This is a genomic window from Nitrospirota bacterium, from assembly GCA_040756155.1.
In the GTDB taxonomy this organism is placed as follows: Bacteria; Nitrospirota; Thermodesulfovibrionia; order JACRGW01; family JBFLZU01; genus JBFLZU01.
On sequence record JBFLZU010000036.1, the window covers coordinates 1 to 10,158 of the forward strand.

The following is a 10,158-nucleotide window of genomic DNA, read 5'->3' on the forward strand; positions in this document are numbered from 1 at the left end:
TTTGGTAGCCATATGATCACCCCCCGGGTAAAATTGTGGTATATTAGCAAACTAAATTTATGCAAGTCAACCAAAATATATTTTTCCTCCGCTCCGTCCGTCTGGTTTGTTATACAAAGAATTCCCCCTCAGCAAACATTGATGAGAGTTCAGAGATTGGGGAGATGTAAGTTTGCGGTTGTTTTTACCTTTCATATCGCATCCTTCTCAATTAACCATTTCCAGAGTGATTTAAAGACTATTTTCTCTCCATTGACTTTTTCTTCCTTTTCGTAATCAAGGGTTATAACTGATAGATTATTACATTTTAACTTCCCTGCTGCCTTTGATAGAGCAGTAGTTTCTCTCTCTTTAACTCTGAAATCGTTAATTTTAGCACAAACTTGAATGAGTTCCTGTATGTCTTTGCCTCGTCTGACTACAAAATCCACTTCTCTCTTCTTATAATCCTGCCAGTAGAATATCTCCATAAGAGGATTCATTGCCTTACGATGCTGTAGCTCCAAAAATACAGTATTTTCTAAATTCTTCCCTTCATTCTCACTGAATTTGAAACCATAGGCATTCCTTAAGCCATTATCTACAATGTAACACTTCCTCGGCCTTTGCGCCTGTTCTTTCAAGGAATAGGAAAACCTTCTTACAAGGAAGAAAAGTCCTGTGTCTTCAAGATAGGAAACATAATTCAATAATGTCCTTTTTGTTACAGGGTAAGTCCCTTTTATCCATCTATAGAAGGCATTAAGTGAAAAGACGCTCGCAGTACTGGTCGTTAGAAATTTCACCAACTCCCTCAATAACGGTTGATTTCTGATATGATAACGTTCAACGAGGTCCCTGAAAAACATCGTTTCAAGATATTCCTTGAGTATCCTCAATCTTAAATCCAGGTTTTCTTCCAGCACAACCTCTGGAAAACCGCCTGTCTTGAGATATTCATCCAGATATTTGTTAATAGAAAACCGCTCCGTTGAATAAGCAATATTTTTATCCAGTTTGATACCTTTTGCGGAAAGGATTTCCCTAAAAGAGAAGGGGAGGATTTCAAAACTGATTGCCCTTCCCCTTAACTGGGTTGCAATCTCTTTACTCAAAAACTTAGATGAAGAGCCTGTTAAAAAGATTCTAAATCTTCTGGTATCATAAATCCTTCTCACTCCTAATTCCCAATCCTTCACATTCTGGATTTCGTCAAGGAATAAATAATTGTGCTTTTTTAAATGTTCTGGACAAAGCTCCCTGTAGGCTTGCAAAATCAGTTCTATGCCATTAGCGTCACAGGGCAAAAGCCTTGGATCGTCAAAGTTTAGGTATATAATCTGCTCTGGTGAAATGCCTTGATAGAGCAACCTTTTTATCACTGAAAATAAGAGATAGGTCTTGCCACTTCTTCGTGGTCCAACAATAGCTATAATCTTCTGGGAAGATAAAGGTATATCAACTTCCCTCGGAAGTAATTCTGGAAGTTCTCCTTCCTGAAACTCCTTTATTGCCTCTTTTATTATCCCTTTATTCAAAGGTTTCCTCTATGATACCGTTTTGATACTAATATGGTATCATAAATAATACCATATTGCAACGCCCCCTGCCCGACCTCGCATAATATCGCAGATGGATTTGATGCCTGTCCTGAGCATAGTCGAAGGATAAGAGTTCAGAGACTGTGGGGATGTGAGTTTGCGGTTATTGGTTTTGGGCATTCTGTTCCTTTAGATGAATATTAATAAAAATCTTCATTTTTGGACCATGTAAATAGTAATACCTTACCAACAAGTTCTAAGTTCATTTATAGAAATTTTTCTGATCTGGTTATCACTTGTAATTATTCTAACCTCAGTTCGGGGGTATCGTTCATTCAAAAGTAATTGAATTGCACATAATTCCATATCTACTTTCTGCAATTTTCTTAAGTCAGGATATTTACTTTTTAACTTTTCAATATCCTCTGAAGATAATTGCTTCTTTAATTTTACATTCTTAGATTTTTTTGATATAAGCCAACAAATTATAGGAGGCAATCCTATTGTTTTATTGCGATCTCCTTTTTTGAATCTCTCAAATTTGTGCCTTATTTCATCAAACACAAGATGTGAAATATAAATTTGTGATTTAGGATCATTTAATGCCTTACGTGCTTCAATTCCAAGGCGTTGCTTATCAGTTAGAAACCATACTGTAGCTTGAGTATCAACTATATAGATTCCCATATCGTCCCCATGGCAAAAAATAACCCTCTAACCTTGCAGCATCTTCTGGCTTCAGCCTATCAACACCTTTAGCAACCTCTCCAAAATGAGAAAAATTATCGAAGTGCTGAAGATAATACCAAATTTTTTTGGCAAGTTGCTTCGCCGTAATTGCTTTTTCCGGGTTTCTGCATCCGCACTCCGTTTCTTTATCTGTTGGCCGTGGAAATGTATGACTTTGTTCAGGTCTATTACACTCATAATTTGATTTTTCCCCTACCCATGTAAGTAAATGATTTTTATCATCATAGCTAACATACCAAGAGTCAGTATTTGTTGTTCCAGTTTTTGCTCTAAGGTCTGAAACAGTGAGATTTCTAAAAATTCCGGTACCTTCTGCGACAACCCTTTTTAACACATCATCTATTTCGCCTGCAATACTATTGTCGAGAACATAGCAAGGAGTCAATTTTGATTTAAACAGGTTCTCTCCAGTAATAGTTTTAAGTTCAATTATTGGGGTTGGTGGCAAATAATATCCTCTATTTGAAAAAACTGTATATGATGCAGCAACTTGCAAAGGTGAAACCCCTTTGCTTGTAGCGCCAGTAGCTAAAGCAGGTGTGGGGATTCCTACATCTATTCCAACTCTTTTTAAAAATTCTTTAAGTTTATCCATATTCAAATGCAATATCAGTTGTGCAAAAACTGTATTATCGGAGTATATTAGTGCCTCAGCTAAAGAAATCCTTCCTCTATAGATGTCATTAAAATTTTTAACCTCCCACTTTTTCCAGCCTGCTATATCAATGCACAATTTTTTAGACTCAAATTTACTTTCCAAAGAAAAGCCTTGATTCAGAGCTTCTGCTAAAATAAAAGGCTTAATAGTGGAACCAGGCTGCAAATACCCGTTAATGGCGGTATTGAAATATTCAGATTCACAGTCTATCCCACTCCTTATTGCTTTGACTCCTCCGTTATTCTTATCCAGTATTAAACAGCAAATTTTTTGTATCCTATTATTAGAGGCAATTTCTTTAACTGTTTGGTCAATTGCAGTTTGGCATTTTCTGTCAAAAGTAGTTCTGATAATCATTTGCCTAAAAGGGAAAAGATCGGCATGGTTCTTAAGTAAATATTTTTTCACATAATCAAGATAATAACCATTTGTATCCGGATAACTGCTGAATGCATAAGGTTTCTGAAAATATGAAGGTACAACACTATTAGCCTTATGCTTTATAAGAACTTCCTTGCTTATAAAATTATTTTTATGCATTAATTCAAGAATTTTATCTTTGCGTTTATTTACAAGTTCTTCACTTTGTGATAAACAATATCTGTTAGGTGCTCGAATCAATCCTGCTAAATATGCTGATTCATTTAAATCTAAGTCAGAGACATCTTTGTTAAAATATTTCCAAGCCGCTATTTTTACACCAAAAATATTATGCCCTAGATAAATAGCATTCAAATAAGCTTCTAATATTTCTTTTTTAGTAGCAATTCTTTCAATATTAATAGCTGTTATAAGCTCTAATAGTTTTCTTTTTAGCGTTCTTTTGTTTGAACGTATAATTGCAACCCTTGCTAACTGTTGTGTTATAGTACTTCCACCTTGCACGATTGAGAAATATTTAAGATTTTTCCAAAAAGCTCGTAGCAATGCTATCGGGTCAAATCCCCTATGAAAAAAGAATCTCTTATCTTCAGCACTTATAACAGCTTGTATTAAGTGCTTTGGTAGTTCTTCATACAAAGCATTAATTCTATATTCTGTATATACGAATCCCACAGGTTGTTCATCAGCAGAAATGGCTATAGATAACTGCGGAAGTTTAATCAATTTGTGTAAAGCCATACAACTTTATTACAACTCCCCTCTAAACGCCTTCCTTAAAATTACCTGTCTGCCTGTGCGGACACGCAGACAGGTTTCATTTCTTCAAGTTCCTTTTCTGTTTCATCGTATAGCTTTAAGAGTTCTTCCCGCTGAAGCCTGGGGTCTATAAGTTTTGCCCTTGTGTCTGCCTCGTTTAAGACTTCCATAAACCTTCAATCTCCCTATCCACAATCCCTCGGACAGATGTTTTGCAGTTTCATGCTCTGTTGATTTTACCACTTTTATAATCCAAACAAAAGCCAAAATCTATACGAACCCCTCGAAATGTCACTATCGTCATCATCTAATTCCTTTTTTACACCTTTTTAAGGTAAAATTAACAAGAATAGATAAAGGTTCATATATGATTTCGCCTGAAGAGGAAGAATACATATTGAGCAAGGCATATGTGCCAGAGCACATAGTCAGTTTGATGGCTCTGATATCAAAAGGAGAACCATTTTTAATAAAAGAAGATTATATTTGCTTCTCAAAAGATAACTGGCTGATCTTTGTTGGATACCCGTTAAGTTATGATTTTACAAATGAAGATATTGAAGGAATACTGAACGATGTTATTAAAAGATTCCAGCCTGAGTATACATGGTTTATCGCTCCTGAGGTGCCCCATTCATTGATTAAATCATGCCGGGAAAGAGAAAGTGACGAATACTATAGACTTGATTTACAGGGGATGGAAATTAAAAAAGATTTAAGGCGTATAGTTAAAAAAGCATCTATGGAATTAACCATTGAGAGAGTCAAGGAGATTTCAAAAGAACACAAAAAACTTATATCAGAATTCATAGAAAGAGAAAAACCGTCTCCTCGAGTTAGAGAACTATTTTTCAGTATGCCAGAATATGTCACCCGTTCAAAGACCGCTATCGTTTTAACCGCATGGGATAAAAGAAAGAATTTATCAGCCTTTTATATAATTGAACTCGCTGCAGAAAAATTCGCAACTTATGTGGTTGGCTGTCATTCTAAGAAAAACTATGTTCCTCGAGCATCAGATCTCCTATTTCTTGAGATGATAAATCTTGCTAAAGAACAGGATAAAACTTATATTAATTTAGGGCTTGGGGTAAATGAAGGAATAAGGAGATTCAAGGAGAAATGGGGTGGTGTTCCCTTTCTCAGATATGAATTTTGTGAATACTTTAGTGGACATACTAAACCACTTAAATTGATAAGGGAACTAGAATCAAAATTATGAATCTCTGGAACACAAAAGAAAATGAAAATGACAGTTAAGGGGATATTTTCGAAAGAAAAAGACCTCAAGATGATATGGGAAATCGAAAAGAATAGGAGAAAATCGTATTTAGTAGGCACTGCACATATCTTTCCATATAGCTTCAAAAAATCGCTAACCAGATATATAAGCAATGTAAATACTGTTTTATTAGAAGGTCCCCTCGACGAAAGTTCAATGAGCACTGTAGTAGAGCAGGGTTCAGGAGGAGGTGAAAACCCATCTTTCTATGATGCTCTAGATGTTCAGACAATTATTAAAATCAACAAAGAACTTGGATATCCTTTTAGTGGTCTTAGTTCATTTACCTCTTATATGGATATTTTTAAGGTAGGGTCTGGTGACCTGCTATACTATCAGATTAGGGGACAAAGGCCATGGTTGGCTTTCTTTAACATCTGGTTTCATTATTTAAAGAAAAGAGGCTGGAAGTATACGATGGATGTAGATGCCTTTAACATAGCCAAACAAGTGGGTAAGGATGTTTATCATCTTGAAAAGATAGAGGAACAGATAGAAGCCTTAGAGGGAATACCTCTTGAAAGAATTGTAAATTTTATTAAAAAAATAGGACAATGGAGTGAATATACGTATGACTATGTAAAACATTATCTAAGAGGAGACTTAGAGGTATTAATGTCTGCTGCCAGAGAATTTCCAACCCGCTGCGAGTCTATAATAGACAGGCGGGACCCGATACTATATGAAAGGATGAAGGCATTCTTAGAGAAAGGAAATGCTATTGTGTTTGTAGGAATAACACATATACAGGGAATCAAAAAGATGCTTCTTGAAGATGGATATAAAGTTTAAATAACCGTTACCTCAATAGAGTCGCTTTTTAATGCCTCAGTGATGGTTTTCACGCACATCTGGAAATATTCTTCAGAGAGTATCTCTTCCATCATGTATTTTCTGTATATCCATAAAACCTTTCTCTGATAATTCATTCTGTCTATTATCACGCTGTTGACCTTTCCAGCAAGACTATTTGCAAGCCTTTCAGGGTTCTGTGGCAGGACAGGACCGATGAATGCATATGTTGATATTCCTTCTTTATGGAGGGTTTCGAGTGCCTTTAGCCTTAAAGAAAGTGGAGGTGCATATGGCTCAAAGATCCTCTTTATATCTTCCCTATCTGTGGTTATGGTAATGCCAACGCTGCAATTAACCTTTTTTATTAAATCAATATCTCTAATTACGAGAGGAGATTTCGTCAGGATTGAGATTGAGAGATTGTTGTTTATCAGTCTTTCAAGACACCTTCGGGTGATCAGGTATCTTTTCTCAAGGGGCTGGTATGGGTCTGTGACTGTTCCTATGAGAACAGAGCCTGAACGTATTGTTTTCAACTGTCTCTCCAGCACAGAAGGGGCATTTATCTTAGCATCCACAAATCCCCCCCACGGCTCTGTATGTCCTGTGAATCGTTTGATAAATGTGGCATAACAATATCTGCATGCGTGTGCACAACCGACATAGGGATTAAGACAGTAATCATAGCCCTCTATCCCTGTTTTTGTTAGGATGCTTTTGATATAGATTTTTCTGACTATCATCTATAGGAATATGTTATGTTATTATTATAATAAATCTGTGTAAAATACAGGAGGAAATTATGAACCGACGGGAATTTCTGAGATTTACTGTGGCAACTGGTATAGGATTAACTGTTCCTAACACTCTTGATATACTCTCAGAAAGTGCCTCTGCATCAAAAATTCCAGACCTCGTTGTTGTAGAGGGTGCATCTCCCTCAAAAATTACAATAGCTGCTATCGATGCTATCGGTGGTATGAGGAGATTTATATCGAGGGGAGACATTGTGGTAGTAAAGCCAAATATCGGATTCGACAGAACACCTGAATACGCTGCTAACACGAACCCGGAGGTCGTCTCTACAGTTGTGAGGCTCTGTTATGAGGCAGGTGCAAAGAATGTCAAGGTCTTTGACAGGACTGTAAACGATGCGAGGCGGTGCTATGTCCAGAGCGGGATCGCAGATGCATCAAAAAAGGTTGGTGCAGAGGTAAGTCACATAGATGACAGGAAGTTCAGCGAGATAAAGATTAATGGACAGGCACTTAAATCGTGGCCGCTTTATACAGAGATACTTGAAGCAGACAAGGTGATAAATATCCCTGTAGCGAAGCATCACAGTCTCGCAAAGCTCACGATGGCGATGAAAAACTGGATGGGGATAATGGGAGGATTTAGAAGGCAGATACATCAGAGACTCGACGAAAGTCTTGTGGATATTGCTACTGTTATAAAACCAACACTCACCATACTTGATGCGGTAAGAATACTTATTGCAAATGGTCCTCAGGGTGGTAGCCTTGAAGATGTAAAGAAAATAGATACAGTAATAGTAGGGGTTGATCAGGTGGCTGTAGATTCATGTGGTGCTACGCTCTTTGGTCTCAAGGGCTCTGATCTTGGCTATGTCCGTATATCTGCTCAGTCAGGACTCGGAGAGATGGATATTAGTAAACTAACGGTCAAAAAGTTCTCTGTATGAAAGCAAGCAACATTCGTAGGGTTTCTCAAGGTATATTCCTTCTCCTTTTTCTATATCTCTTTTTACAGACCGAATCAAAAGGGAAAGATGAACTTGGCTATCCTGTAAAGCTATTTCTTGATTTTGATCCCCTTGTATTTGTCACGACACTCCTTTCTGCACACTCTGTAGCAAAATGGTTCTTTCTTTCCCTTTTCATTATTATGCTTACAATTATTCTTGGAAGGGTCTTCTGCGGATGGGTATGCCCGCTTGGAACCTTGAATAACATAATTGGAAGGTGGGAAGTAAAAAGTGAGAAGTGGAAAACAGAAAAGAAAGACTGGAATAAGATCAAATATTACATACTCGTTTTTCTTCTTTTTTCCTCACTTTTTACACTTCAACTTGTGGGGATAATGGATCCAATATCTCTTCTTATCCGTTCACTCTCGATAAGTATATACCCACTTTTCAATTATGCTATCCGTTTCTTTTTTGACACGGTTTATCTTCATGGAGGTTCCATAAGCAATGTTACCGAACCTATCTATTCTATCCTTAAGAAAACTCTGTTGTCCTTTCAACAGCCAATCTTTAGCCAGAATCTCTTTATCGGGAGTATATTTATTGGTATATTACTTCTAAATCTCTCCGAGAAGAGATTCTGGTGTAAATTCCTCTGTCCGCTCGGTGCTCTTCTCGGTCTATTTTCAAGGTATTCTTTACTAAACAGGAAGGTCTCTGAAGGGTGTAATTCCTGTAATTTATGTAACATGGTCTGCCAGGGAGGAACTAATCCCCATAAGAAAGAAGAGTGGAAGAAGGCTGAGTGTATTTATTGCCTTAACTGTGACGATATCTGTCCTGATAATGCAGTTAATTTTGGTTTTTTTCTCAAAGGAGGTGTCAGGCAGGGCATAGACCTCGGCAGGAGAAGAGTGGTAGTCTCTGCCTTATCAGGTGTCATAGCTATCCCGCTATTTAAGGTAAGCCCTTTTTTAAAGGCAGGTTTTTCAAATCCTGTGCTGATTCGTCCTCCAGGGGCACTACCAGAGGGAGAGTTTCTGAAAAGGTGTGTTAAGTGTGGAGAGTGTATGAAGGTCTGTATAACAAATGGTTTGCAGCCGACCCTGTTTGAGGCAGGTCTGGAAGGTATCTGGTCTCCAATGCTTGTGCCAAGGCTTGGTTACTGCGAATACCGCTGTACCCTCTGTGGACAGGTCTGCCCTACAGAGGCGATAAAAAGACTTGAATTAAGTGAGAAGGTAAAGGTTAAAATAGGACTTGCTGCTATTGATAAGAACAGATGCCTTCCCTATGCTCAGGCGATAGACTGTATCGTATGTGAAGAAGTCTGTCCTACACCAAAGAAGGCTATATGGTTTGAGGAAGCAAAGGTAAGAAACAGGGAAGGTAGGGTCAGGCCAATTAAACAACCAGTGGTAGACCTTGAACTTTGTATAGGATGCGGGATATGTGAGACGAGGTGTCCTGTGGTAGATAAACCTGCGATATATGTTACGAGTATCGGAGAATCACGCTCAAATGAGAATCAAATCCTCTTGGGGGGATATAGGGGTACACCAAAAAGTAATTAGTTTTTATAGTGCAATTTGGGGAGTAAAGAAATGGCGATATTAGAGATGAAGGTCGATGAAATATATAAGATAGAACAAGGCTTAAAAGCCATAGAAGATGAGATAAAGAAAAAACGGGCTGTTGACCTTATAAACCTTCCACATAGTCTAATTTTTGTAAGACTTAGACCACTTCTTAAAGATAAAACGGTAAAGATATATATAAACAACCCTTATGAGGCAGAAGACTACATGGATGTTGGAGAGGTGATATTTACATCAGTTGAGATGCTGGGAAATTACAAGGGCGAGATAGTTCGGAAGGGAGAGGTTTTCCTCGACGGTATTATATATAATGTATGGTGGAATGAAAGAGAGATTGTAAATATAGGCTCAATAAGTTTTAACAGGTGTGTCAGATGTATCACGAACATGCACAAAGACATCATCCATTCAGAGGAATTAGATGTGCTTAACAACATGACCATATATGAAGCCAAAGAAGGTATCGAGGCGATCGTGAAGGCGGTAAGGGAATCAAAAAGGGTGAGGATGGTCAGTCTCCCGAGGGTTGTTGTAAAGAGGATATTTCCCCTTCTTAAAGAAAAAGAACTCAAGATAATCTGTGCGTGGGAGGATTTTGCTCTGAAGGAAAAGGAGGAAGGTTTCAGCGTAAGGATGCCAGGGGATATACTCAATGTCTATTCTGTCTATAAGGGGATAAGGACGGTATGCGGTGGAATTGCGGT

At 37.7% G+C, this 10,158-nt stretch carries 10 protein-coding genes; 5 read left to right on the forward strand and 5 right to left on the reverse strand.

What is annotated here, in order from left to right:
- Positions 1 to 191: 191 nt before the first annotated feature.
- The 4 genes from AB1488_03145 to AB1488_03160 form a co-directional block, all read right to left on the reverse strand.
- Entirely contained in the window at positions 192 to 1,517 is a 1,326-nt protein-coding gene (locus tag AB1488_03145) for an ATP-binding protein (protein MEW6409092.1), read from the reverse strand.
- 246 nt (positions 1,518 to 1,763) lie between these two features.
- Positions 1,764 to 2,207: a PIN domain-containing protein gene (locus AB1488_03150; GenBank protein MEW6409093.1), complete on the reverse strand. Its 444-nt coding sequence runs from the start codon at positions 2,205 to 2,207 to the stop codon at positions 1,764 to 1,766.
- The gene (locus tag AB1488_03155) at positions 2,188 to 4,050 is read right to left on the reverse strand and encodes a transglycosylase domain-containing protein (protein MEW6409094.1); all 1,863 of its coding nucleotides are present in this window, start codon (positions 4,048 to 4,050) and stop codon (positions 2,188 to 2,190) included. Before AB1488_03155 ends, AB1488_03150 begins: the two co-directional genes overlap by 20 nt.
- A gap of 41 nt (positions 4,051 to 4,091) precedes the next feature.
- Positions 4,092 to 4,238, reverse strand: coding sequence for a hypothetical protein (locus AB1488_03160; GenBank protein MEW6409095.1), 147 nt, complete (start codon positions 4,236 to 4,238; stop codon positions 4,092 to 4,094).
- A 197-nt stretch (positions 4,239 to 4,435) separates the two neighbouring features.
- Here AB1488_03160 and AB1488_03165 point away from each other — a divergent pair, with 197 nt between their 5' ends.
- Together AB1488_03165 and AB1488_03170 are read left to right on the forward strand one after the other, a co-directional pair.
- Entirely contained in the window at positions 4,436 to 5,290 is an 855-nt protein-coding gene (locus AB1488_03165) for a hypothetical protein (GenBank protein MEW6409096.1), read from the forward strand.
- Positions 5,291 to 5,311: 21 nt separating this feature from the next.
- Positions 5,312 to 6,142: a TraB/GumN family protein gene (locus tag AB1488_03170; protein ID MEW6409097.1), complete on the forward strand. Its 831-nt coding sequence runs from the start codon at positions 5,312 to 5,314 to the stop codon at positions 6,140 to 6,142.
- Here the strand turns inward: AB1488_03170 and AB1488_03175 are convergent.
- Complete coding sequence (locus AB1488_03175; GenBank protein ID MEW6409098.1) at positions 6,139 to 6,888, reverse strand: radical SAM protein; 750 nt, start codon at positions 6,886 to 6,888, stop codon at positions 6,139 to 6,141. The genes AB1488_03170 and AB1488_03175 overlap by 4 nt on opposite strands.
- A 59-nt stretch (positions 6,889 to 6,947) precedes the next feature.
- Between AB1488_03175 and AB1488_03180 the strand changes: the two genes are divergently transcribed.
- The 3 genes from AB1488_03180 to AB1488_03190 form a co-directional block, all read left to right on the forward strand.
- A complete protein-coding gene (locus AB1488_03180) occupies positions 6,948 to 7,850 on the forward strand; it encodes a DUF362 domain-containing protein (protein MEW6409099.1) in 903 nt (300 codons plus the stop codon).
- Positions 7,847 to 9,430: a 4Fe-4S binding protein gene (locus tag AB1488_03185; protein ID MEW6409100.1), complete on the forward strand. Its 1,584-nt coding sequence runs from the start codon at positions 7,847 to 7,849 to the stop codon at positions 9,428 to 9,430. Before AB1488_03180 ends, AB1488_03185 begins: the two co-directional genes overlap by 4 nt.
- 30 nt (positions 9,431 to 9,460) lie before the next feature.
- Positions 9,461 to 10,158: hypothetical protein (locus AB1488_03190; GenBank protein MEW6409101.1), on the forward strand; the 698-nt coding region annotated here is incomplete at its 3' end.